22 protein-coding genes are annotated in these 24,365 nt (G+C 47.7%); 8 read left to right on the forward strand and 14 right to left on the reverse strand.

Going from position 1 to position 24,365, the window contains the following annotated elements:
* Positions 1-136: 136 nt before the first annotated feature.
* The gene (locus tag G548_RS0109805; protein WP_022793981.1) at positions 137-559 is read left to right on the forward strand and encodes a MarR family winged helix-turn-helix transcriptional regulator; all 423 of its coding nucleotides are present in this window, start codon (positions 137-139) and stop codon (positions 557-559) included.
* Positions 556-1,749 carry an MFS transporter gene (locus tag G548_RS17850; RefSeq protein ID WP_022793982.1) on the forward strand — a complete coding sequence of 398 codons (1,194 nt, stop codon included), beginning with the start codon at positions 556-558 and terminating at the stop codon, positions 1,747-1,749. The genes G548_RS0109805 and G548_RS17850 overlap by 4 nt, the downstream gene beginning before the upstream one ends.
* 50 nt (positions 1,750-1,799) lie before the next feature.
* Here the strand turns inward: G548_RS17850 and G548_RS17855 are convergent, their stop codons facing one another.
* The 11 genes from G548_RS17855 to G548_RS0109865 form a co-directional block, all read right to left on the reverse strand.
* Positions 1,800-3,155 (reverse strand): sigma-54 interaction domain-containing protein, encoded by a 1,356-nt coding sequence (locus G548_RS17855; RefSeq protein ID WP_022793983.1) that lies wholly within the window; start codon positions 3,153-3,155, stop codon positions 1,800-1,802.
* Between the two features lie 148 nt (positions 3,156-3,303).
* Entirely contained in the window at positions 3,304-4,218 is a 915-nt protein-coding gene (locus G548_RS0109820; RefSeq protein ID WP_022793984.1) for an aldo/keto reductase, read from the reverse strand.
* Complete coding sequence (locus G548_RS0109825; protein WP_027847322.1) at positions 4,215-5,246, reverse strand: LacI family DNA-binding transcriptional regulator; 1,032 nt, start codon at positions 5,244-5,246, stop codon at positions 4,215-4,217. Before G548_RS0109825 ends, G548_RS0109820 begins: the two co-directional genes overlap by 4 nt.
* A 189-nt stretch (positions 5,247-5,435) precedes the next feature.
* Positions 5,436-6,374 (reverse strand): myo-inosose-2 dehydratase, encoded by a 939-nt coding sequence (gene iolE, locus G548_RS0109830; protein WP_022793986.1) that lies wholly within the window; start codon positions 6,372-6,374, stop codon positions 5,436-5,438.
* A 37-nt stretch (positions 6,375-6,411) separates the two neighbouring features.
* Positions 6,412-7,452 (reverse strand): inositol 2-dehydrogenase, encoded by a 1,041-nt coding sequence (gene iolG / locus G548_RS0109835; RefSeq protein WP_022793987.1) that lies wholly within the window; start codon positions 7,450-7,452, stop codon positions 6,412-6,414.
* Positions 7,453-7,521: 69 nt separating this feature from the next.
* A complete protein-coding gene (locus G548_RS0109840) occupies positions 7,522-8,535 on the reverse strand; it encodes a Gfo/Idh/MocA family protein (protein WP_022793988.1) in 1,014 nt (337 codons plus the stop codon).
* 195 nt (positions 8,536-8,730) lie between these two features.
* Entirely contained in the window at positions 8,731-10,650 is a 1,920-nt protein-coding gene (gene iolD / locus G548_RS0109845; protein ID WP_022793989.1) for a 3D-(3,5/4)-trihydroxycyclohexane-1,2-dione acylhydrolase (decyclizing), read from the reverse strand.
* A 117-nt stretch (positions 10,651-10,767) separates the two neighbouring features.
* Positions 10,768-12,219, reverse strand: a complete 1,452-nt coding sequence (locus tag G548_RS0109850) for a CoA-acylating methylmalonate-semialdehyde dehydrogenase (RefSeq protein ID WP_022793990.1) — start codon at positions 12,217-12,219, stop codon at positions 10,768-10,770.
* Between the two features lie 32 nt (positions 12,220-12,251).
* Complete coding sequence (locus G548_RS0109855) at positions 12,252-13,616, reverse strand: GntP family permease (protein ID WP_022793991.1); 1,365 nt, start codon at positions 13,614-13,616, stop codon at positions 12,252-12,254.
* Positions 13,617-13,631: 15 nt separating this feature from the next.
* On the reverse strand, positions 13,632-14,825 hold the full coding sequence (locus tag G548_RS0109860; RefSeq protein ID WP_022793992.1) for an iron-containing alcohol dehydrogenase: 1,194 nt from the start codon (positions 14,823-14,825) through the stop codon (positions 13,632-13,634).
* A 136-nt stretch (positions 14,826-14,961) separates the two neighbouring features.
* Positions 14,962-16,758 (reverse strand): sigma-54-dependent Fis family transcriptional regulator, encoded by a 1,797-nt coding sequence (locus G548_RS0109865; protein ID WP_022793993.1) that lies wholly within the window; start codon positions 16,756-16,758, stop codon positions 14,962-14,964.
* Positions 16,759-17,205: 447 nt separating this feature from the next.
* Here G548_RS0109865 and G548_RS0109870 point away from each other — a divergent pair, with 447 nt between their 5' ends.
* From G548_RS0109870 to G548_RS0109885, 4 genes are all read left to right on the forward strand, one after another.
* The gene (locus G548_RS0109870; protein WP_022793994.1) at positions 17,206-17,868 is read left to right on the forward strand and encodes a TVP38/TMEM64 family protein; all 663 of its coding nucleotides are present in this window, start codon (positions 17,206-17,208) and stop codon (positions 17,866-17,868) included.
* Between the two features lie 163 nt (positions 17,869-18,031).
* Positions 18,032-18,460, forward strand: coding sequence for an OsmC family protein (locus G548_RS0109875; RefSeq protein ID WP_022793995.1), 429 nt, complete (start codon positions 18,032-18,034; stop codon positions 18,458-18,460).
* A gap of 103 nt (positions 18,461-18,563) precedes the next feature.
* On the forward strand, positions 18,564-19,337 hold the full coding sequence (locus G548_RS0109880) for an SDR family NAD(P)-dependent oxidoreductase (RefSeq protein ID WP_022793996.1): 774 nt from the start codon (positions 18,564-18,566) through the stop codon (positions 19,335-19,337).
* A gap of 63 nt (positions 19,338-19,400) precedes the next feature.
* The gene (locus G548_RS0109885; RefSeq protein WP_022793997.1) at positions 19,401-20,066 is read left to right on the forward strand and encodes a haloacid dehalogenase type II; all 666 of its coding nucleotides are present in this window, start codon (positions 19,401-19,403) and stop codon (positions 20,064-20,066) included.
* A 128-nt stretch (positions 20,067-20,194) separates the two neighbouring features.
* On the opposite strand, the gene G548_RS0109890 is transcribed toward G548_RS0109885, so the two are convergent.
* The gene (locus G548_RS0109890) at positions 20,195-20,875 is read right to left on the reverse strand and encodes a Crp/Fnr family transcriptional regulator (protein WP_022793998.1); all 681 of its coding nucleotides are present in this window, start codon (positions 20,873-20,875) and stop codon (positions 20,195-20,197) included.
* A gap of 93 nt (positions 20,876-20,968) precedes the next feature.
* On the opposite strand from G548_RS0109890, the gene G548_RS19200 reads away from it, so the two are divergent.
* Both G548_RS19200 and G548_RS0109900 read left to right on the forward strand, forming a co-directional pair.
* The gene (locus G548_RS19200) at positions 20,969-21,097 is read left to right on the forward strand and encodes a glutaredoxin domain-containing protein (protein WP_022793999.1); all 129 of its coding nucleotides are present in this window, start codon (positions 20,969-20,971) and stop codon (positions 21,095-21,097) included.
* A gap of 164 nt (positions 21,098-21,261) precedes the next feature.
* Entirely contained in the window at positions 21,262-21,891 is a 630-nt protein-coding gene (locus G548_RS0109900) for a flavodoxin family protein (protein ID WP_022794000.1), read from the forward strand.
* 169 nt (positions 21,892-22,060) lie between these two features.
* Here G548_RS0109900 and G548_RS0109905 read toward each other — a convergent pair whose 3' ends face one another.
* Both G548_RS0109905 and G548_RS0109910 read right to left on the reverse strand, forming a co-directional pair.
* Positions 22,061-23,344 (reverse strand): GntP family permease, encoded by a 1,284-nt coding sequence (locus tag G548_RS0109905; RefSeq protein WP_022794001.1) that lies wholly within the window; start codon positions 23,342-23,344, stop codon positions 22,061-22,063.
* A 36-nt stretch (positions 23,345-23,380) separates the two neighbouring features.
* Entirely contained in the window at positions 23,381-24,157 is a 777-nt protein-coding gene (locus tag G548_RS0109910) for a 3-hydroxybutyrate dehydrogenase (protein WP_022794002.1), read from the reverse strand.
* Between the last annotated feature and the right edge of the window lie 208 nt (positions 24,158-24,365).

Below are 24,365 nucleotides of genomic sequence, written 5' to 3' on the forward strand. Positions count from 1 at the left end.
AAATTGCAAACGCTTTATTAATTTTTTTGCCTTTCGTAATCGTTTCCAGGGTTTACCTTTATCCAAATACTTCGTATACTGGTAAAGCTGCAATTAGTTAGCATGCTAATTAAATTCAAAAGGAGCTTTCTTTTCTATGGAATCAGATCAGCTTGTTCATATGATTCATCAGCGGGCGCGTACGCTCTCGAACACGCTAAACGAAACGCTTGCCCCGTTTGGGCTGTCTCATGCGCAGTATATGATTATGTATGTGCTTGATACCGGCGGGCCGTCTACCCAGGCGCATATGCGGAAATATCTGCAGGTGGAAGCGCCGACGATTGCCCGCACCATTGCCACGATGGAACGCAACGGCTGGATTGAAAAACGTGCCGGTTCAGACCGGCGCACGCAGATCATTCACCTCACCGATACCACGAAAAAGATGCTTCCCGGAATTAAAGAACGGGTGGCAGAGGCAGAGAGGCGTTCTCTAACGCAGCTGTCAGACCGGGAACGAAAAGATCTGCATGAGCTGCTTGGAAAAATTACGAACGAAAGGAGCGTGGAACAATGAGCCGGCACGACCATCCCATATGGACAAAGGATTTTATTAGTATCACGATTACCAATTTCATGGTTTTCACCGTATTTTATTCTCTTTTAACTACACTGCCCCTTTTTGTTACTGGCAGTCTCGGCGGCACCAGTGCCCAGGGCGGGCTCATCGTCACGATTATGCTTGTGGCCACCATCATCACCCGGGTGTTCGCCGGCAAAATCATGGAAAAAACCGGACGTAAACGGGCGTTGGTCTGGGGGGCCGCTGCGTTTGTTATTTGTACTTTTTTATACCTTTTTATCGATACGTACACGGGGCTGCTGCTGCTCCGGTTTATACACGGCATCCCCTTTGGCATTTTGAGTACAGCTACCGGTGCTATCGCTGCCGATGTTATTCCCAACGAGCGTCGCGGGGAGGGCCTTGGTTATTTCACTACCTCTATGAATGTGGCCGTCGTTATCGGGCCGTTCATCGGACTGACGCTGATACAGTTTGCTCCTTTTGCCCTTTTATTTGTACTGCTTGGCGTGTTTATGATTATTGGCGTCTGGTGTGCCGCCATTGCCCGCGATCCAGGAATCCCTGCCGCGCCGCTTACTGAAAAAAAGAAGCTCTCCATTCATGATTTTATTGAACTGCGGGCGCTTCCAATTGCGTCTATCGGGCTGCTTGCTTCTTTTTCCTACGCGGGCGTCATTTCATACATGTCCCTGTTCGCCGAAGCAGCAGGTCTGATTCAGGTATCGAGTTTCTTTTTTCTTGTGTTCGCTGTAGTCGTCATTGCTTCACGTCCGGTGGCCGGGCCGTTATTTGATACCCGAGGGCCCGGAACTGTTCTGTACCCTTGTCTGCTGATTTTTGCCATCGGCCTCGTAACGCTCAGCTTTACCACTGCCGGCTGGATGCTGCTGTTGTCTGCCGCGTTGATCGGACTTGGCTACGGCACGCTTCTGCCCGGTTTTCAAACAATGTCCATTCAGGCGGCTGAGCCGCACCGAAGCGGGCATGCAACAGCTACATTTTTTATAATGTTTGACTCCGGCATCGCTCTTGGCTCCTTTTTTCTCGGACTTTTAGTGAACGCTGTCGGCTATCAGTATTTATATCAAATTACAGCAGGCATTATACTGCTGACGATGGGAGCTTTATTTTTGTATTTCCGTAAGTCGTCGGTCTATTCCTACGAAGAAAAAAGAGTATAGCCTCTATAATTTTTCGCACAAAAAAAGCAGGAGAGCTCCTGCTTTTTTTGCTACATCTGATGATCGCGCATTTTTTTATACAACGTCGTCCGGTGAATTCCAAGCTTTTTGGCAGCTTCTGTTTTATTACCGTTTGCTTCTTCAAGCGCCTGCTTGATCATATTCTGCTCCTGGGCTGATTTCTGGTCCTTCCAGTTTGCGGCATTTGCGCTTTCGGCCCGCGGAGCCTCCACAGGCTCTGCGGCTTCACGTGCTGCTGCAGAAGGGATGGGAAGATCCTCTGTACGTATTTTTCCGCCGTCGTGCATAGCGGCAAGCTGTTCGATGACATTCATCAATTCCCGGATGTTCCCTGGCCAATCATACTGCTTCATGGCTTCCATGGCTTTATTCGTTATTTTTAGCGGCTTCACGCCAAGCTCAGTGGAAAAGTGGGTATTGTAGTACTCCACCAGAAGCGGCAGGTCTTCGGGCCGCTCGCGCAGCGGCGGCAGACCTACGGGCACTACGTGCAGGCGGTAGTACAGATCCCTGCGGAATTTTCCTTCCTCCACCAGCTGTTCGATATTTTCATTAGTGGCAGAAATAATCTTCATATTCACCGGAATCGGTGCCGCGTTGCCGATCTTGCGCACATACGAATCTTCAAGCACGCGCAACAGCGCTGCCTGCATCGCCATAGACATATTGCCTACTTCATCGAGAAACAGCGTGCCTTCATGAGCTGCTTCGAGTAAACCGACAGAACCCTGCTGGGGCTGCATTGGGACTTCTTTTCCGAATAATTCTTCTTCAAGGTGAGTGTCCGGAATAGAGGCACAGTTTACCGCTACAAACTCTCCTGTTCTTCCGCTTTCCTGATGAATCGCCTGGGCAAACAATTCCTTGCCTGTGCCCGTTTCCCCGGAAAGCCAGACAGGGGTTTTCGTTTTAGCGGCCCGCTTCGCCGTCTGGATAGCCCGGTGAATCTCTTCATTTTCCCCTATGATGCGCCGGAAGGAAGCGATGGAGGGCCGGAAGGTAGGAGAAGAAGCCGTTTCAGACGTATGTAGCTCCTTTAATGCTTTTTCCGTCCAGACTCCGGTCACTCTCCCCTTTTTGTTTACGACCGCAATTGGCGGGTACTGCTGCTCCCATGATTCCGGAACCTGCCCTTCAGTAATCTGGGACACTTCTAAAATCCAGCCGTCCTTAATCTTTTTATTAAGGCTTTTTTCCTTATAGATGTGGTTCCACACCTTTGTTTCATCGAGAATACCTACCGGACGGCTGTCTTCGTCCACCACCACGATTGCATCCTTTTCCCCGTTCTTCCAAACCTTCAACACGTCAGATACTTCAGTTTTTGAAGCTTCGAGCATATGCGGTTCCACTACGAACTGTTTCCAGTATTCTACTTCTGCCACACTCCATCACCCTTCCTGTTCATGAATTATTACACCACTATTCCCTTCTGCTACCCGAAAGAAACAACAGCTTTGATACAAAGACATTTTTTGTTCTTTACATACCAAACGCCCTTTCCTCTTCAGGAAAAGGCGTCAGCTGTTTTAGTTAAATCGTGAACAGGGAATTGTCTTTATTATCAAGAAGGTCTACGGCTTTGGCGTTGCTTACCAGCTGTTCCGGCGTTTTGCAGCCGGGGATGACCGCGTCCACACTCGAATTGGACAGGCACCAGGCAAGTGCCCACTGGGCAAGAGGCACATCGTCGGGCAGGTTTTCCTTAAGCCGCAGGGCTTCCTGAAGAGCCGCTTCCTGTTCGTTTTGCGGATGGCGGTGGCGGACATCATTTTCTTCAAAGGAAGCTCCAGGTGTATATTTTCCGCTTAAGTAGCCGCTCGCCATCGGCACTCTTGCGATAACGCCGAGATTTTGGCGGTCACATTCCGGAAAAGCATCCTCGGCGTTTTTACGATCGAGACGGTTGTACACGAGCTGTATCGTTTCTGCACCGACAGCCTCTGCCTGCCTGATCTGATCCATGTAGTCCTGTTTTTTTACGGAAAGACCGAGGTGGCGAATCTTGCCGGCTTTTTTCTGTTTATCAAGCATCGTCCACAGCTTATCATCCTGAAACTCTTCGTCTGTCCCGGAATGAAACTGGTAAAGATCAATGTAGTCTGTCCGGAGTGCCCTTAGGGATGCTTCGAGCTGCTTTTGCACATCCTCCGGGTCGTAGTGCCGGGTCCGGTCGTTCGGCCCGTGAAAATGATGGCCGAACTTGGAGGCTACAAACCACTGATCGCGGTCCTTTTGAATGGCCGCCCCGGTCAGTTCTTCCGCCAGATGGTCTCCGTAGCATTCGGCGGTATCGATAAAATTAAGGCTTTCCGTTCTTGCCGCTTCAAACAGGCCGTCCACTTCTTTTTGAGTGAAGGTTTTGCCCCATTCCCCGCCGAATTGATACGTTCCAATACCTACGACAGAGACCTCTTCGTTTGTTTTTCCAAGCGTGTTGTATTTCATGAGCTGGTAACATCCCTTTCTGCTTCTTTTATGCCTGCGGTCGTCTTACGCACGTGCAGCTCCGGATTTAAAATAACCGTCCGTGTCGTTTCGTTTTTACCGCCGATCCGGTCCACCAGCATCTGGGTCACCAGCCGCCCCATTTCAAGAATAGGCTGCGCTACTGTAGTCAGCGGCGGATCGCTCAATGTAGCAATAAATGTATCATCAAAGCCGACAACAGACAAATCTTCAGGTACCCGGCGCCCTGCTTCTTTACCTGCTTGAATACAGCCGATTGCCAAAAAGTCATTCAAAGCAAACACGGCAGTGATATCCGGAGTGCTCCGGAGAGTCTCAAGCATCGACTTTTTAGCATCATCAATCGAATGATTGTCTTTTACAAGCACCGCTTTCTCCCGGCTCACTCCATGTTCATCGTATGCTTCATAAAAGCCTTTCAGCCGTTCCGTATCACTCGAATTGTTCATCTCGCCTACCACAAATGCAATCCGGGTGTGTCCTGCCTCAAGCAGATGCTTCGTAGCCGCGTATCCCCCCCGGTAGTCATCGACGAGCACCGTATCTACGTTAATCTCGGAAGCATCTCTTGCCACGAGCGCGAGGGGAATGTTCTGTTTCATAAAATCCTGCAGGGCTTTCGTGTTTTGTATCCCTGTCCCTAAAATAATACCGTCCACTCTTTTTTGATTCAGCCACCACAAATATTGAATTTCTTTTTCCGGATTGTTGTCGGTATTGCATATAACGACATTGAACCCGCCGGCGTGCCCCGTATCTTCCACGCTTCTCGCAAGCTCGGCAAAAAAGGAGTTTGCTATATCAGGGACCAGCAGGCCGATTGTATTCGTCTGCTTTCCCGTCAGGGCCGAGGCCACCGTACTCGGCTGATAATCAAGCTCATCCATAATGGCGAGCACCCGCTGTTTGGTTTTCTCTCCAATTTTTCCTTTATTGTTAATCACCTTTGACACTGTAGCGATCGAAACCTCAGCCCGCTCAGCGATGTCGTAAATTGTCGGTCTCATTTTATCTTCCTCATTTTTATCGTTTCGTTTATTATAAATCCTTTGCTCCTTCCTATCCACCGGGAAAGCCTTCTCTTTTCAGCTTTTTCCCCGGCGGGAAAACAACAGTATTTGCAGACCTGCCGGAGTTCAGGCTCTCTATAGCAGAAAAAGGCATTTCGATATGCACTCGAAATGCCTTCGTTCGTTTTATCTGCCGGCTTTTTCCCCGTATTTTTCCAACACCTTTTCCATTGTTTCATCCAGATGATCCTTTGCCATTTTTGCATATTTGTACGGCGGGGCCACGTCCGGATCCTGCTCTGCTTCTACCACTGTCCATCCCTGGTACCCCCGTTTCATCAGCTCTTCGAGGACAGGTTCAAAATCAATACATCCGTCACCCGGTACGGTAAACAGGCCTTCGAGCACAGCTTCCCGGAACGTCAGATTTTCGTTAATTGTTTTATTCCAAATGTCCTCACGGACGTCTTTGTAGTGTACATACTTAATGCGGTCGTAGTACCGTGTCAGCTGATCCATTGGGTCGTAGTTGCCGAAAAAGGCATGACCAGTATCGTACAGCAGCGACACAGCATCTTCGTCGGTTTCTGCCATCAGGCGGTCGACGTCTTCACGCTGTTCTACAATCGTTCCGGCATGCGGATGATACACGAGTTCAAGACCGTATTTTTTCGCGATGCGCCCAGCTTCGTTCAAGCCGTCCACCATGCTTTTCCACTGCGCTTCTGACGGCGCTGTGATTTCTGCTTTGTCGGGATCATCTTTATCCCAGTGCATCGAGTTGCCCATTTCACATACAATGACGTATTCGCAGTCCATGCTTTTCAAAAACCGGGCCCATTCTTCGAAATCGCGGACCTCCTGATCCTTATGCTGCAGATTGGAAAACTGCGTTCCGACGAATTTACTGGCAAGCGTAATATCGTGCTTTTCGAGAATCGCTTTTAATTCCTCGAGGTTACGCGGGAAGGTACGTCCCATTTCAGTCGCCCCGTACCCGATTTCCCGCATTTCTCCTAAAATCTGATCCAACGAATAGTGGTCTCCCAGGCCCGGAATGTCGTCATTCACCCAGCTTATAGCTGCAATCCCGAGCTGAAACTCGTAGTTTCCAAGTCCCGCCATATGCTGCACCCCTTTTCTTATAGTTTCCGCTTCTGCTTTAGTCGGTATAAACCTTATCCTGGTGGACATCTTTCATGTAAATGCGTTCCCCATTGTTTTTAAACGATTCGGTAGCCGCAAGTGCTACCTGCATATTGATCTTGGAATCCAGCGAAGTAACCCTTGGCTCTTCATCTCCTTTAACGCATTTAATAAACTGTTCGAGCTCGAGAATATAGGCTTCACGAAACCGCGTCTGGAAATTTGGCACTATTTCGTGATTGCTCCCGGCACTGCTTTGCACCGTCACATCACTGTTGCGCAGGGAGCCGACAAAGATGGCTCCTTCAGTGCCGATAATCTCTGCCCGGATGTCATGGCCGTACGGGGAGGTTCTGCTTGCTTCCACGTCTCCGGCGCCTCCGTTTTCAAACTCCAAATACGTAATTGCCTGATCGACGTCGCCGTATTCTTCCATGAAGGAATTGATAAGAATGCGGCCGTGGCCGGACACAGAAGAAATTTCCGAGCCCATTAAATACCGGGCCATGTCATAGTCGTGAATCGAGCAGTCCAGAAATATCCCGCCACTGTTTTTAATGAAGGAGGCAGGCGGGGAACCGCTGTCTCTCGAGAACCCTTTAAAATAAATCGGCTTGCCGATTTCGCCGGCTTCAATGCGCTCTCTGGCATCATGGAAACCAGGGTCGTACCTTCTCATGAAGCCGACCTGGCAGACAACGCCGGTTTCTTCCACGACCTTAATCACCTCTTCAGCTTCCGCCACGGTAGAGGTCAGCGGCTTTTCCACGAAGATCTGCTTGCCGCTGCGGGCTGCTTTTGTAATCATGTCAGCATGCGTACTGGTCGGCGTTACAATCACTACTGCATCAACATCCTGGTCGGCAAACACTTCTTCAGGATCAGACGTCCAGCGCTGGACCCCAAGCTGTTCAGCCACCATTTCGGCGTGCTCGGCGAGTGGATCGCATACCAGTATCAGCTCGGCTCCTTTTACTTTGTTCATCATATTGCTTGCATGAAACAGCCCGAGCCTTCCGAGTCCAAGCACCGCCACCCTTATATCATTCTGTGCCATTTGTGCACCTCCTGTATTTTCCTGTCCGCTCTCCTCTATTGGTTTTTCTCCCCTCCTGCTTTCTTTACCTTAAGAAAATACTTTATTTAACTGCTCGGCAATGTTTATTTCTTCACCGGTTTTAGCGCTTTCATAAATGCTTGTCAGCAGGAAGGTGGATTTGTACGCTTCCTCTGCATTTACCGGCGGTTCTGTACCATTGACCAGAGCATCAATAAACAGCCGGTCTTCTTCTTCATAGCCCCATTTTTTACTGACAGGCATGAGGTGGTAATCAGAGGAATCAATTTCCCCTTCAAGGCCGCAGGCAATTTTCACGGTTTCGAGTTCAGCGGTCGATGCTGTACTGTATTTCCCGTAGATTTCAATTGCTTCAAATGGGAAGCTCCACCCGGAATGGGCAAAGGTATTGAAGGTCATGACCAGGCCGGATTCGAAGGTCAAAAGAATCGCAAAATTATCGAGCTCGCTGTCTGATACGGCCTGCGTTGCTTCGCATTTTACTTTCTTTACTTCTCCGAAATAATAGCGGCAGAGATCCATCAGATGAAAGGGCGTTTCGTATAAAAAGCCTCCGGTCTTCGCCGGATCAGACGTCCAGGCAGGATGCAGCAGTTCTCCCCGGTTCATTTTGAAATGTGCGGAGTACGCATCAAGCTGGCCGGAATCCATGTAGCTTTTAATTTTTTTGTACACATAGGCATAGCGGCGGTTCATGCCGAGATTGTAGCAGGCTTTGGATTCCCGTGCGGCATCGCGTATCTGCCTTGCTTCTTCTTCCGAGGTTGCCATCGGCTTTTCGCTGAATACGTTTACATTATTCTTTAAACAGTGAAGAACCGGACTGACATGCATCGTGTTCGGCGTGGTGACATAGACAGTATCCACGCCTAGCGCAATCAGCTCTTCGATGGACCCCGCTGTGCGAACGTCCGGGCCGGCTTCTGCGGCCAGTTCTTTCGCTTTATCCTCAAAAATATCGGCAATCCCAACAATTTCAACCCGCTCGTCCTGCTTTAAAAGGGCAGCATGAACAGCGGCTATGTGCCCCGCTCCCAGTATTCCCACCTTAACTTTATTCACGTTTCAAAACCTCCTGCACTGTTTTTTATTATTATTTATAATTGTTTTTGAGTAAGCGCTTAACTTATGTTTATACTATCGTTTCCTTCCGGGTAATTCAAGGGGTAAACGGAAAAAATGTAAGCGATTTATCAAAAAGCTGGCTTTCTATATGAAAAAGCGCTCAAAGCCAGGGCTTTGAACGCGTTTAACCATTTAATATTTGCGGGCCTGCTGCAGCTGCTTTTCTTTGTCTTCAAAGGACTCCCGTACACTTTCGCGTTCAGAAATCTCTGAAACGCCGACGTGCCACCAGGATTCATAATCCCCGGTCATTGTTTTCGGCAGCACCTTTACGTCAATCAGCGTGGACACTGTCTGCTTTTTCGCATCAGCGATAGCTTCTTTTAATCCTTCCTCTGTCGTCACCCGGTACGTTTTCAGGCCGTAGCCTTCAGCTACCTTCGCATAGTCAATGTGCATCACGCTGCCGCACATTTCATCCTTTGCTTCATCACGATGACGGAATTCAGTCCCGATGCTCTGCATGCCGTTACCCATCTGCAGATTGTTAATGCAGCCGTAGCCGGAATTATCAAACAGCATCACGTTAATCTTTTTGTTTTCCTGCACGCTTGTAATCATTTCCGAGTGCAGCATCAAAAAGCTGCCGTCCCCGACCATGGCATATACTTCCTTATCCGGCTCCGCGAGCTTGGCCCCGAACGCCCCGGAAATTTCATAGCCCATGCAGGAATAGCCGTACTCCATGTTGTACCGGTACTTCTGGCTCGACTCCCACAGGCGCTGCATATCGCCAGGCAGGCTTCCCGCTGCTCCAACGGCTACAGCATCTTCATCGATTTCCCGGTTCACGATGCCAAGCGCTGTTGTCTGCGCCAGGTCCGTACCCAGTACTTTACGGTACTCCTGCAGCTCCTCGTCAAGATGCCCGGCAATTTCGGGGGTAAATCCTTCCTCCGTATAGCGCACAGAATAAAGGCGTTCTTTTTCCCTGGCCCACGCGGCCTTTGCCTCTTCGGTCTCGTTTTTAAATTCAGACGTGTAGTCCCCGGTCTCATTTACAAGCGCTTCAATCACGGCTTCCGCGTCGCCGATCAACGGCGAGGCGTCCATTTTCACTCCGTGAAATTCCGAGACGTTGATCGAAATAAATTCGACATTTTCATCCCGGAACAGCTGCTTCGAGGAGGTAGTAAAGTCAGCCAGGCGCGTGCCTACTGCAATAATAACGTCCGCCTTCGGAGCGAGTGTATTCGCTGCCAGGTTACCAGTTACACCAAGGCCTCCGACATTCCACTCATGCGTGCTTTCCACCGCGCTTTTTCCGGCCTGCGTTTCTGCAATTGGCACGTTCCAGGCCTCAGCCATTTTTTTCAGGCTTTCTCCTGCTTCGGAATAACGGACACCCCCGCCGCAAATGATGAACGGACGCTTTTTGCTCCGGATCAATGCTGCCGCTTCCTTTACCGAACGCTCATCCGGCACTTTTCTTGAGACGCGGTGGACCCGTTTCTGGAAAAACGATTCCGGAAAGTCATAGGCTTCCCCCTGGACGTCCTGCGGCACGGAGACGGTAACAGCACCGGTTTCTGCCGGATTTGTCAGTACACGCATCGCCTGGATTAAGGAGTTCATCAGCTGCTCAGGTCGTGTAATTCGGTCCCAGAACTTACTTACCGGGCGGAACGCGTCGTTAGTGGAAAGCGTTAAGTCATGAGGCTGCTCCACCTGCTGCAGCACCGGGTCCGGCTGGCGGCTTGCGAAGATGTCTCCCGGAAAAAGGAGCAGCGGGATGTTGTTTACCGTCGCCACGCTCGCCGCTGTCACCATGTTGGCAGAGCCAGGTCCGACAGAAGACGTGCAGGCAATGATGCGTTTGCGATTGTTCTGTTTGGCGTATGATATTGCTGCATGTCCCATGCCCTGCTCATTTTTTCCCTGGTAGACCCGGAGCCGCTTTGCTTCAGATAGAGCCTGGCCAAGGCCGAGTACGTTGCCGTGACCGAAGATTGTAAACATTCCATCTACAAATGGAATTTCTTCGCCGTCCCATTCAATATACTGCTGCTCCAGAAAACGTACGATTGCCTGTGCTGTTGTTAATACGGGCATAAAAATCCCCTTCCTGTTGTCGTTTTATAGAAGAAAAAAACTGCCTTCTCCTCTCTCAGAATAGAAAGGAAAGAGAAGACAGTCCTGGGGTGGTGCTATTGTGCTGAAGCTGTACGATTACCAGCGTGCGGTGACCATTTTTTTGCGGGTGTAGAATTCCACGCCGTCCTTGCCGTTCGCATGCAGGTCGCCGTAGAAGGAATCCTTCCAGCCGGAAAACGGGAAAAACGCCATCGGGGCCGGCACGCCGACATTGATGCCGAGCATCCCGGAATCAATCGTCTCCCGGAATTCGCGGACGCTGTGCCCGGAGCTCGTAAACAGGCAGGCGCCGTTCGCAAAGCGGGACTCGTTCGCCCATGCAATGCCGGCGGTCAGGTCCGGCACCCGCACGATGGATAAGACCGGCGCGAAGATTTCGTCCTGCCAGATCGTCATCGTCTGCTGCACGTGGTCAAAGATCGTCGGGCCGATAAAGTAGCCGTCTTTGGCGACCTCGTCCTCGCGGCCGTCGCGCACGAGCGTTGCGCCTTCCTCGACGCCTTTATCAATGTAGGCCTTCGTTTTCTCGAGGTGGCCCTCGCGGATCACCGGCCCGAGGAACACGTCCTTCTCGCGGCCGTTGCCGATGGTGACGTCGTCGGCATACGCCTGGATCTTTGCCACCAGCTCGTCAGCGACGCTTTCCTGCACCGCGACGACGGAGGCGGCCATGCACCGCTCGCCGGCGGAGCCGAAGGCGGCGTTTAAAATCTGCCAGGCCGCGTTATCCAGATCCGCATCCTCCATGACGAGCGTGTGGTTTTTTGCCCCCGCGAGGGCCTGGACGCGCTTGCCGTGCGCCGTGCCGTTTTTATACACATATTCCGCGACCGGCTGGGAGCCGACAAAGGAAATCGCTGGCACGTCCTCGTGCTCCAGCAGCCCGTTGACCACGTCATGCGCGCCGTGCACCACGGACAATACGCCCTTCGGAAGCCCGGCTTCCTCAAACAGCTCCGCCAGCCGGTTCGCCAGCATCGGGGTCCGCTCGGACGGCTTCATCACGAACGTGTTGCCGCAGGCGATCGCGAGCGGAAACATCCAGCACGGCACCATCATCGGGAAGTTGAACGGGGTGATCCCGCCGACCACGCCGATCGGGTAGCGGTACATCCCGGACTCAATGTTGGTCGCGATGTCCGGCAGCTGATCGCCCATCATGAGCGTCGGGGCCCCCGCGGCAAATTCCACGCATTCGATGCCGCGCTGCACTTCCCCTTTGGCCTCCTTCAGGTTTTTGCCGTTTTCAAGCGTAATGATCTCGGCGAGCTCGTCCCAGTGGCGGATGAGCAGCTGCTGGTAGGCAAACAGGATGCGGGCGCGCTGCGGGACGGGCTTTTTCGACCAGTCGCGGTACGCCGCTTTCGACGCCTTCACCGCCTCGTCCACTTCGTCCTTCGAGGAGAGCGGCACATGGGCGATCACCTCACTGGTGGCCGGATTGTAGACCTTGTCGGTGGCGGACCGGGACGCCACCCATTCCCCGCCGATAAAATTTTTCAGGGTCGTTACTGCTTGTTCCTGCATAATAAAATTCCTCCTTTAATATAGTAAACTGTTTAAAAAATTGAATAAGCTATGACAGCCAAGAATAAAACAATACAAGGCACGATAACGCTTACAAAAAATATAGGTTTATAAGATCTTTTGTGCGTTTCTCCACAAATAACTCTTACTGTAGTGACAACATAACCATTATGCGGAAGGGAGTCGATTCCTCCGGAAGCCAGCGCAGAAATTCTATGCATTTCTCCGGGATTCAAGCCTTGAGCCATGTAAATAGGTGCCAGGATAGGAAGTGCAATGCCTAACCCTCCGGAGGCCGAGCCTGTAATGCCACAAATAACCGTTACGCCTATAGCTAAACCTAATAATGGCGGGCCTGGCATATTCACCAGTCCATTAACTACGGTGTCAAAAGCTGCTACCTGGGCCGCTACACTTCCAAATCCGACCACGGCACATGTGTTTGCTAAAGCTACTAAAGCATTCTGCGTACCAGTAGCCAGGTAGTCCCAAAAAGCCTGCAGGTATTTACTCATACTGACACAAGCTAATGCGATCCCTGTAGTTAAAGCGATTAACAAGGAAGACGTAGGATTGATAAACTGGGATAACACATTTAAAATAATAATTACTAAAATTAAAGGAGCGAACGCCAGAAAAATATTCGGCAGTTTTTGCTGATTCTCCGGATTCGGATCGTGCTCCGGCTCAAGCTCTTCTGCTTCAACTGCCGCAGCGGTTTCTTCCTTCGTTTTATTAGAAGGTCCATATGGAAGAGAAAATTCCTCTCCATTATCGCTGGCCTTTTTAACCATTCTCCCAAGCCACCAACCACCGGTTACCATCACCAGCAGGGCACTGAAAACACCTATGATGCCCCCCGCTGTAGGCGCTGTATCAAAAAATTCTGTTGGTATAATATTTTGGATTTCCGGAGATCCCGGGGCTGTCATCGTAAACGAAATAGAACCAAACACTAAAGCTGCCGGTATAAACCTATGGGGAAGGTTTGCGGCCTGGAACAACGAAACAGCAATAGGATAAACCGCAAAGCCGACCACAAATAAACTAACACCACCATACGTCATAATAGCAGCAGCAGCTACAACCGCAAAAACCGCCCGCTTCGCTCCAAGTTTTTCTTTCGTCCATTGAGCGATACTGTCTGCAGCTTTGGTTTCCTGAATAATCTTCCCAAAAATTGCTCCAAGTAGAAATACTAAAAACCACGAAGCAAAGTAATCAGTAAAACCATTCATGTAATTATCCAACAGGGCATTTTGGAGATTTAATCCCCCTGTTAATGCAACAACAATGGAACTAAGTAGTGCTGCTACGATAATATTGATGCCTTTCATCGTAAGATATATTAACAGAGCAAGAGAAGCAATCAGCCCTAACATTCCGATAATACTCATTTTTTCCCCTCCCGGCTACCTCACGGTTTTTTCAGCATAATTATAGTCATAGCAAACCTGGTACAACTCTTTCATTTCCTCCGCAGAAGGCACTTTAGGATTTTTCCCAGGACTGCCGCTTTCAAATGCATCTTTCACCATTTTATCGATAGCGTTTTCAAATTCTTTTTGTTCAATCCCCCATTCCCGCAGGTTAGGTATTTGTAAATTTCGGCATAGTTCTTTAACAGAGCTAATAGCAATATCCGCCGCTTCTTCATTTGAATATTTTTCAGCTTCCGGCTTAAAGATCCTGCCTAAATCAGCTAAACGCTCAATAGCATCTTCACGGCTGAACTCCATTACAGCTGGCAGGAGCATAGCGTTTGAAAAACCATGTGGTACGTGAAAAAGAGCTCCAATAGGACGAGACATTCCATGAACCAGGCATACAGAAGAGTTTGAAAAAGCCCAGCCTGCCTGGAGGGCACCTAAAGCCATTTTTTCCTGTGCCTCTACGTCTTCTGAATCGTTATACGTTTTTTGTAGGTTCGGCACGATTAATTCCATTGCCGAAAGTGCCATCATATCTGACAGTGGATGTGCTTTTTGAGAAATATATGCTTCAATGGCGTGACTTAAAGCGTCTACTCCGGTAGCAGCTTTGACTTTCGCAGGAACCGATTTAGAAAGCTCTGGATCGATAATAGCTGCTTCGGGCAAAAACGCCGGCTGTTTTATCATCATTTTCACTTCATTAGCAGTGTTTGTAATTATCGTAACGTCTGTAGCTTCCGAGCCAGTACCGGCAGTGGTGGGAATGGCGATATGAGGCGAAGGTAAACGGGAAGCCTGCTTCTTTCCACCCATATAATCACCGATATATCCACCATTGGTACTGACCACTGCTACCGATTTAGCTGTATCAATGCAGCTCCCCCCGCCTATGGATAAAACTACATCACACTCCTCCTGATGAAAGAATTGTAATGCTTCTTCCACGAACTTGTCTGTAGGTTCTGACCCTACTCCGTTATAAACGACGCTCTCTACATTTTCTTCCTGCAAATAAGTACGACATTTCTCAATGTATCCTAATTTTTCCATCATTTGATCGCTGATAATAAGTGCTTTTTTCCCTTTTCGGGTAGTTTCTCTTCCTACCTGTTGAAAGGACCCTTTACCATAGTGAATAATTGCTGGCGATTGAAAAGCTGTAGGTATATTCATTAAATTTCTCCTCCTTTATATCATTCTTATTGCAAGAAGCGTGCCAACTTTTAAACCCCTTTATAATAACGCTTACAAAGTAAAAACTGTAGAATGTTTGTACAATCTACAGTTTAAGTGTTATTACGATATACATTTACTTCAAGTTATACTTTTTTAACTTTTGATAGAGAGTGGTGCGATGAATTCCTAATTCTTTTGCTGTTTTTAATTTATTCCCTTGATTTTTTTCAAGGTAATTACTAATAATCTGTTTTTCTTTCTCTTCATCATTGGCTCTCAAAATGGGAAGTTCTCCTTTTATACTTCTGCTCTCTGTTTCCACCAATAAGTAAGAAGGCAGATGTTTCTTTTCAATTACTTCTTCTTCCAACAAAACCACTAGATTTTCTATTACATTTCTTAATTCTCGAATATTTCCTTCCCATTTATATTGAATAAAGACTTGCAGGGCTTCAGAAGAAATAGATTTTACCTGCACCTGATGCTTGCTGCATATTGACGTTAAATAGTGGGCAACGAGAGAAGGGATATCTTCCTTTCTTTCCCGAAGAGGAGAAATAGGGATTTCCACGATATTAATTCTATAGTACAAGTCCTCCCGGAAGTTGCCCCTTTTTACTTCTTCATATAGATTTCGATTTGATGCAGCTATAACACGCGCGTCCGTTTTAATTGACTCGAGGCCTCCTACCCTTTCAAATTCTCTTTCCTGCAGCACCCGTAATAGTTTCGTCTGCATGTAAGGCGGCATTTCGCCTATTTCATCCAAAAACAATGTTCCTTTCTGAGCTAATTCAAATTTTCCAGGCTTTCCACCTTTTTTTGCTCCGGTAAAAGCTCCTTCCTCATAACCAAAAAGCTCAGATTCAATTAGATGTTCCGGTACTGCTCCGCAATTAACGCTTATAAACCTCCCAGTGGAGAAAGGGCTTAATTCATGAATACTTTGAGCAAACAGCTCCTTTCCGGTTCCGCTTTCTCCTGCCAGTAGAACAGTTATCTGCTTTTTAGCAATTTTTCTTGCCAATGATTTTGAGTGCATTGTACTTTCACTCTGTCCAATGATTTCATCAAGCGTGAACCTGGCACTGCGTTCTGCACTTATATTCACAGCTTCGTTTGTTAACTGCTCATTTCTATAGCTTTTCTGCATATTTTCATAAATTTTATATAATTCGTTTAACCCTTCAAAGATAAGCATTCCCACAGCGCCCACCACCTTGCCGTTCTTCCATAGCGGGAGCCGGTGAACCACCATTGCCTGGCCATTAATGTACTGGATAGCCCCACGCTCCGGAAGTCCGGTACGTACCGTGTGATGCAGTTTTGTGTTCTCTATGATTTCTTCTACTTGCTTTCCTAACGCGTAATGTTTATCTATTCCAATAAAACGACTGTACGCATCATTAAATTGAATAACAACTCCGTTATGATCTACTACTGCAACTCCTTCGTAAGCTCTTTCTAAAACGATATCCAAAATTTCAGCTGTATGCTCAAGCTTATCTGCTTTTTGTAATAAATCCGACAGCCCGTTCGAGATATTATTTCTATTTAGCAAACCTAATAATTTATTTTTCTCATCCCTCACGATAAACCATGCCACATTACTTCTATAAACATTCAGCAGCGGTTCGTTTTGCTGAATGATAATGAAATCTTCTTTACCTAAAAAATCAGCAACGGGACTGTTTCCTGTATCAGATAAAAGATACGGGAGCAAAAGCTGCGGGGTGACGAGTCCAATTGGTTTGTTATCACTGCTTACAATTACTACACTCTCTTTTTGGGAAGCTGCCATCAATTCCGCCAGCTCCTGTACACTGTTATCTGCTCCTGCAGTCAAAGGTACAGAATCCATCCAATCCTGCACTAAAAAATTATCTTCCAATTCTTTGATTCTTCTTTGCGGTTCGAAGTTGTTATCCAAAACAAACCTCCCTGAATAAATTTCCATTAATAATGGCTTAAGTATAGAAATTTTACTTATTAACTATCTTTCGTTTTATTATATTATTTTTAACAATACAAATTCGTAGAATAGATATGAAGCGATAATATAGAGAGTTAATTAAAATAAATTATAGCAGGAAAATCGTCTTCAGTTTCATACATCTGCAAAGAGAAGCCTCGACGGGCTACCGTCGAGGCTTCTCTTCATTTGTGTATAAATATTAATGTAATCCAGATTACTATGCATATTGTTTCGTTTTTTAGTATGTAAGCTCCCTTACGCTGCCGGTACTAATACTTTGAATAATTACTTTCCACCGTGATACATTGTTTCAACAATAGTGTTCCCGGCTTATTAACGTTATAAATGGTTTTACAACGGGTCACACTTAGTACGCCTGTGTTTTGAAAGGAATGAAGACTTGTGCTCCCACTTCCCCGCTGGTTAAAAATTGCTTTAATTTTATTAGCATTCGGCACCATTTCTTACTTCACTCATTTTCAGCTGGAGATCCGTCCGCCTGATATCCGCGACTTCGTATTGTCGTTTGGGTGGTGGGGGCCGGTTATTTTCTTCATTATTTATACAATTGGTCCTTTTGTCTTCTTCCCCACCTCGGTACTGTCGCTTGGAGCAGGCCTGGCCTTTGGTGTCTGGCCCGGTGTTCTTTATATCATTATCGGTGCTACAGGCGCCGCCTCCACAGGCTATGTCATGGCCAGGCTGTTTGGCAGGTCTGTATTAAAAATGGACAGCTTCTCCTGGTCGGAAAAGCTGTTCCATCAGATGGAAAAACGCGGATTCTTATACATTTTTGTCCTCCGGCTCATTCCCATTGTGAGCTTTGATCTGCTCAGCTATGCAGGCGGAATTGCCAGGGTCCGTTTTTCTTCATTTATTCTTGCTACTGTTCTTGGCATGATCCCTGGAACTTTTGCCTACAGCTTTCTTGGTGCCAGTATTGCTTCGGGCAATATTTTTGTATTCATCATTGCTGCGGCTTTATTTTTATTGTTAATCGGCATCACGTATTACTTCCGCGAGCCCGTCAAACGATGGCTCGGCCTTTCTACTGACAAGCCCTAAAGGATCAGGGCCAAAACACCGGAACAGATGAATGATTTCCTGGCCAGACAATTTTAATAATCAGAAACGGAAAATGTAATCTATATTACACCCTCTGTTTCAGGCCAGAGGCTGAAGGCAATACGACAAACAGCACCAATTATTCATTAGGAGGATTTTGATTATGATTGAGCACATTAACGCCGTATCTAAAGGAATGAACACCGAAAGCACTGCCGGGGATCATAAAATTGTCATCGACGAGCCGGCCAGCATGGGAGGCACCGATGAAGGCGCCAATCCACTTGGCACGCTGCTTGCTTCGTTAGCCGGATGTGAGAATGCAATTGCCAACTTTGTGGCAAAAGAAATCGATTTTGACCTTCAGGGCATTGAGTTTGATGTCAAAGGCGAGCTCGATCCCAACGGCATGATGGGCAAAGACGATGTGCGCCCTTATTTTCAACGCATCACGGTCAACGCTAAAGTGCACACAAGTGAATCCGATGAACGCATCCAAGAGCTCCGGGAAAAAGTCGACGCCCGCTGCCCGGTCTTCACGACAATGGTAGCTGCAGACGTTGATATGCAGGCAAACTGGGCCAAAGCGTAAAAACCCGTGGATTGAATGAATAGCAACAGGGGTATCCGTACAGGGTATTCCTGTTTTCTCTTTCTGTATTATCTTTAGAACTAAAAATGAAAGGATCGATAGTATGTCTATGAACTTATTTTCTCTTTCCAAACAGGTGGCCGTTGTCACCGGGGGCGGCAGCGGCATTGGAAAAACAATGGCCGAAACACTGGCCGGTGCTGAAGCCCACGTAGTCATTCTCGGCCGTACCCAAAGCAAGATTGAAGAGGCAGCTGACGAGATCAGCAATGAAACAAATGCGAAGGTGACTCCCCTTGTATGCGATGTGACGGATAAAGACCAGGTGGCACAGACCGTCTCACGTATTATGAATGATTTCGGCCGCATCGACGTACTTGTTAATAACGCCGGTACCGCCGCTTATGGCAAAGTGGAGGATATAAGCGAAGAGGACTGGGAGCATGTGTTCAATACGAATTTGAAGTCTGCATTTCTCATGACTCAGGCCGTCGTTCCCCACATGAAAAAAGCTAATTACGGCCGCATTGTGAATACGGCTTCGGTTGCCGGCGGCGTAAGCTTGTTCTTCAGCTCTGTATACGGTCCGAGCAAGGCAGGCCTTATCCACTTTACTAAACAATTGTCGGGCGAGCTTGCCCCGTACGGCATTACGGTGAATGCGATCAGTCCATGGTTCTTTAAAACAGATTTTAATGCCGGCTCCCTTGAAGGCGACGATTTCAGGCATTCCGTGGAACAGCGCACCCCGGTCCAGCGTACCGGCCGTCTTGACGAACTCAAAACCTCTGTTTTGTATCTGGCAGCTCCCGGATCGAGCTATGTTAACGGCCAAAACATTTACATTGACGGCGGCATGACTTCATTTGGGCTGTAAACGGGCTACCCGTTTTTTAAAATATGTTTACTTCAAAAATATAAATTAGAAAGGAGCTTTTCGATGTCTGCAAACAACATTTTTGCCTTTGACGTTTACGGAACACTGTTTAATATTCAATCGGTCGATACCACCTGCGAGGAGCATTTTCCCGGCCAGGGAGAAAGCATTGGCCAGCTTTGGAGACAAAAGCAGATCCAGTACTCCTTTCTCCGCCAGGCGATGGGGAAATACGTCCCCTTTTCCTCTGTTACAAAAGATGCGCTGCGGTTCTCTTTGGCTGCCCATCACGCCGACTGGACAGAGGAAACCGAGCAAAAGCTTATGAAGGCCTACAAACATTTAACGCTATTTGAAGAAAGCCTGCACGTTTTGAAGAAGCTGAAAGACCAGTCTGCCACCCTGATCGTATTTAGTAACGGGTCAAGAGACATGCTTGAGCCACTGCTGGAGCAGGCCGGGGTAAGTGAATACCTTGATTACGTTATTAGTGTCGATGACATTAAACAATTTAAGCCTTCGCCGGCTTCTTACCAGCTTGTTTTAGATACTGCAGGGGCGCCCCGACATGAAATTACCTTTCTATCAAGCAACGGCTGGGACATCAGCGGTGCTAAAGCGTTTGGTTTTACTACGGCCTGGATCAACCGCAGTGAGCAGCCCACCGAAGAGCTGCAGCTGCCTCCTGATTACCACTACACTACGCTTACTCCGCTGATTGAAGGTTGAATTGCTTTAACCATATATCAAAATACAAAATCCGCCCAGTTCACAGTAAGCATGAACCGGGCGGATTTTTTCTATTATAATGGGTATAGTTTATATATCTTTCTCAAAAGTGGTACTCTTTTGCCGCCTCATATTTCATCCAATATTTTGTACGCCATGTCTGCATTAATGGATAGAAACTTTTCTTGTTTAATAATGCCCTGCTTTTTAAACGAACTTAACACCGCACTCGTCGTTTCTCTTGTAGAACCTACCATGTTTGCAATATCCGCATGTGTTAATTTCATTTCAATGGACTGCCATTCATGATGCCGTTTCCCTTCCTTTTCGCTCAGCTTTAACAGCAGAAACAAAATCCGGTACTTTACATCCGACAAAGCGATCTTTTCACTCATCGAGTAGGTTTCCTTCAACCGGTTGGATAATATATTAATCAGCTTAAGTGAAATCTTTGGATGTCGTTCAATGAATAGTTCAAACTCTTCCACGTTAATTATGCACACGTAGGTATCCATCATCGCTTCAGCATAAACATTTTCGTCCGTTAAAGAAATGGAGCTTGTTTCCCCAAAAATGTTTCCACTCGTCAAAATATCTACCGTAAACTGCCTGCCCTGATGATTCATCCGGTACAGCCGCACCTGACCCTGCTTCAATAAAAAAAGTGCCGGGATAGGCCTTTCCGGCGAAACAATAACGCTCCCCTTTTTGACTGGACGCATTTCACTCATTTTATCAATCGTGCGAAGCTCGTCCTTTTTCAGCTCTTCGAATAAGCTGATCTGAGAAATCATTGAGAGTTTGTCCATGCTTTTCTGCCCTCTCTTTCTATAAAATGTAAGTTACCTTACGGACTTTGGATGCCTGATACCTGTATCATAGCATAAAAGGGGGTAATTCTAGTGGTGACACTTTACACCATTGACGGCTGTCCGGACTGTCGGCGCTGGCGGAAAACGCTTGAAAACAACCAAATTTCCTTCAGGGAAAAAACCTTTTCACCGACGACCAGGCGGTCGATGATTTATTAGCATCCATTGGCGAAGTGAAGGCCCCGGTTCTTCTCTGGCATAAAAAGCAGATACCCCTCTCATCAGTGCTCGACTCTTACAGTTGAACGTCTGCCTCATCGGGAGTAAGCCGTGCTCTGAACTATATTTTCATCCACGTGATAAATAATAAGGAGAGATGTTTTATGAGTCATCTATATGCGCTGGTGCTAAACGCCTCCCTGAAAGGGTCCCCGGAGCCGTCTCACACTGAAGCTCTTTCGGATGAAGTGCTAGATATTTTAAAAAGCAAAGGTGCGGAAACAAAAACCATTCGCCTTGCTGATTACTATATTCCCTATGGCATTAGCGGCGATGTAGGGAAGGGAGACGAGTGGCCGATTATCTTTGAAGAAGTGCAGAAGGCAGACATTGTTATTATCGGAACACCTCTATGGCTGGGAGAAAAAAGCAGCCTGGCCACACTTGCCATTGAACGTCTTTATGGCAGCAGCGGAGAAATTAATGCCTCCGGCCAGGCCATTTACTACAACAAAGTCGGCGGTGTTGTTGTTACAGGAAATGAAGACGGAGCAAAGCACGCCTCGGCTTCTATTTTGTACGGCCTCTCTCACATTGGCTTCACTATCCCTCCTAACGTGGATGCTTACTGGGTAGGTGAAGCCGGTCCAGGGCCCTCCTATATGGATGGCCCTGGAAAAGAAAACGCGTTTACAAAAAAACACGTAAAGATGCTTGCCTACAACACATGGCACCTGGCTTCGTTTTTCAAGGCCCACCCTATCCCGCCGGAAGGCAATACAATGAACGCATAAAAATTAATTTAAGACAGAAAAATCCCTCTGTCTTTCGCGCAGAGGGATTTTATGCTTGTTTAACCATTTATACCGCAGTGGCAAGCTGCACGCTATCTTGAGCCATAAGACTTTTGTATAAATATATTTAAATGCATAAATTTTCCGTAAAAATTATCTTTTTCTTTGGTTACAGAATCCCGATCGTGTTCAGCAGAATAACGATAATCACGGAGATAATTGGAATCAATACAGCGACAACAAAAATATCCTTATAGCTGTCTTTATGGCTCATGCCTGTAATTGTTAAAAGTGTCAGCACCGCCCCGTTGTGCGGAAGGGCATCGAGCCCACCTGAAGAAAGCGAAGCAATGCGGTGAAAGGCCTCGGGATCAACCCCTGTATTCATCGCTATCTGGTAGTATTCTTCCCCAAGTGCTTCGAGCGCAATCCCCATCCCGCCGGAAGCCGACCCTGTCGACCCGGCCAGGATGTTAACAGCTATGGCTTCGGAAATTAAAGGATTGCCGCGCACTCCCATCAATAATGAGGTTAACTGATCAAATCCCGGAACCTCCCGTACTACACTACCAAAACCAACAGCTGCACTCGTATTAATAATGGCAAGCACGGAGCCGCTTGCTCCTCCGTTGACGGCAGGGACGAATTTTTTAAATTTAGTCAGGTTAAGAAGCATAATAAGTACTATGCCTGTCAGAAGTGCCACCACAATATCCCATCCGAGGAGATTTAGTGTTAAAAGCACTGTGATCAGCGGAAGTATCGACAGCATGAAGGGCGGGGCTTTCTCTTCTGTTTCCATCATACTCTTGTCTTTTGGTTCGGTGAAACGCTCTCCTTTGGCCGTCATCTGCTTTTCACGCCACCGCAAATAGAGGTAGCCCCCCACCGCCATCACCAGGGCCGCAATGATGCCCATTAACGGCGCGGCTGTGGCGCTTGTACGAAAATACTCGATAGGGATCAGGTTTTGAATCTGCGGCGTCCCCGGCAGCGCCGTCATTGTAAACGTAAACGCTCCTAATGCCACTGTCGGTGGAAGCAGCCGGCGGCTGATATCTGCTTCTCTGAATAAGGATAGGGCAAGCGGATATACAGCGAAAATAACAACAAACAGACTGACACCGCCGTATGTAAGCACGGCAGAAGCCACCAGGACTCCCAAAATCGCACGATTCGTGCCAATCAGCTTTGTCAGTGCTACAGCGACAGAACGCGCCATCCCCGTATCTTCCATCAATTTTCCGAAGACGGCTCCGAGCATAAATACCGGAAACCATTCTTGCGCGAACTCAACGAAGCCGCTCATGTATGTGCCTGTATATGCATCGAGCAGATCGAGCCCTCCGGTCAATGCCACAATACCTGCTGCCACCGGCGCCACCCAGATGATGGACCAGCCTAAGTAAGCGAGAACCATTAATGTTATTAAGCCTAACAATATTCCAAGCATAATTTTACCTCCTTTTCTATCTTAAACAGACACAGACTATTGCGCCGTATAGCCTCCATCAATCAATACGCTCTGGCCGGTAACACTTTTTGCCTGATCCCCGGCTAAAAATAGAGCATAGTTTGCTACCTCCTGCGGATCGAGCAGACGCTTCTGCGGGACGAGCGGATAGATAACCTCCTCCAGCACCTTTTCCAGAGTAACGCCACGGTCTGCCGCCAGATCCTCCAGTTGATTACGAACAAGCGGTGTATCTACATATCCCGGACAGAGAGCATTTACTGTAATGCCGTGCTCTGCCCCCTCTAAAGCAGCTACTTTTGTGAGCCCGATTAACCCGTGCTTTGCACTGTTGTATCCCGCTTTTCCGGCAAATCCGATTACACCATTGATTGAAGACATGTTAATGATGCGGCCGTGCTTTTGTTCCTTCATGATCGGAACCGCTTTTTTGATCATGGAAAAAGGCGCTGTCAGCATAATTTTGGTCATTTTTTCAAATGTTTCGGTTGGAAAATCCTCAAGCTTTGCCACGTACTGCATCCCGGCATTGTTAATGAGAATATCCACCCGGCCGAACACTCGAAGCGTTTTCGCAAAAGCCTCATCCACCGCATCTTCATTCGTAACGTCGCAGGCCAGGCCTAAGCAGGTGAATCCCTCATTTTCAATCTCACTGGCAGCAGCTTGTACTTTATTTTGATCGATATCTGTCAGTACTACCTTTGCCTGCTGCCGGGCAAATGCTTTTCCGATTGCAAGCCCGATGCCGCTCGCTGCACCTGTGATAAAGACCACTCTTCCTTGAACCATGTGTATCACTCCTGATTATGTTTTTAAGTAATCGCTTACAAAACGAATTTCATTTTAAATTCATTCTCATCTTATATATTTGCAAAAAACGTGCCAACATCTGCTTGAAAACTTTTTGCTCCGAAACCCGCCGCTAACGTATTCTTTTACGAGGCACGCGCAAAAAAATAAAACCATTCCAAAACAATGGAATGGTTTCCGGAAACCT

Origin of the sequence: Marinococcus halotolerans DSM 16375, assembly GCF_000420725.1 — a bacterium.
Classification (GTDB): Bacteria; Bacillota; Bacilli; order Bacillales; family Marinococcaceae; genus Marinococcus; species Marinococcus halotolerans.